1 protein-coding gene is annotated in these 710 nt (G+C 41.7%); it reads right to left on the reverse strand.

Annotated elements, in window-relative coordinates; translation table 11 throughout:
- The coding region (locus ASC50_RS01365) for a hypothetical protein (RefSeq protein WP_158648252.1) at positions 1-710 on the reverse strand (710 nt) is incomplete at both ends.

Below are 710 nucleotides of genomic sequence, written 5' to 3' on the forward strand. Positions count from 1 at the left end.
CCTTGTTTTACAAGTAATCCTTCAATTTCATCTGCCTTGTTGGCATACATCCAGACAGTCCATTTAGTCGGTTCCGGGTCAATTTTGTCCGCATACCAAAATTGACCTACGTAGCTCCCGTTCTTATATGCTTCGATGAATTTAACGCTATTCTCCCAATCATCAAGATATCCATCATCCACCGTTGCAGGTAAATTGAGCGTAAAACCACCATTATAGGGAGCACTCGCAATGACATATTCTTCTTTATTTGACCAAAACACCACTTTTACGGAATCAACTTCTACCGTGCCGGTGGAGACATTGCTTGCCTTAATTTCAAGGCTACCGGCACCACCTAAGTCAGGGGCAGTTGGAACAAAGAACCACTTCATCTCACCGGGTTGTGTAGCTGTGTATTCATATTCGGAACCGTCTTTTGTCCAATATAGTAGAGACCAGCCTTGTTTTACAAGTAACCCTGTAGAGGAGGTATATGCCTTGTTGGCATACCCCCAGATGATACCTTTAGTTGATTCCGATTGAATTTTATCCCCAAACCAAAAAGTACCTACTTGTTTTCCGCTCTTATATGCTGCGATACCGTGCTCAATATCTTCACCTTTAGCACCATTCTCCCAATCATTAAGATATTTATCATCTATAGTTGCAGGCAAATTGAGTGTAAAACCGCCATCTTTGTAAGGAGCACTTGCAATAATATACTCCTT

It is taken from the genome of Candidatus Symbiothrix dinenymphae (assembly GCF_001431085.1).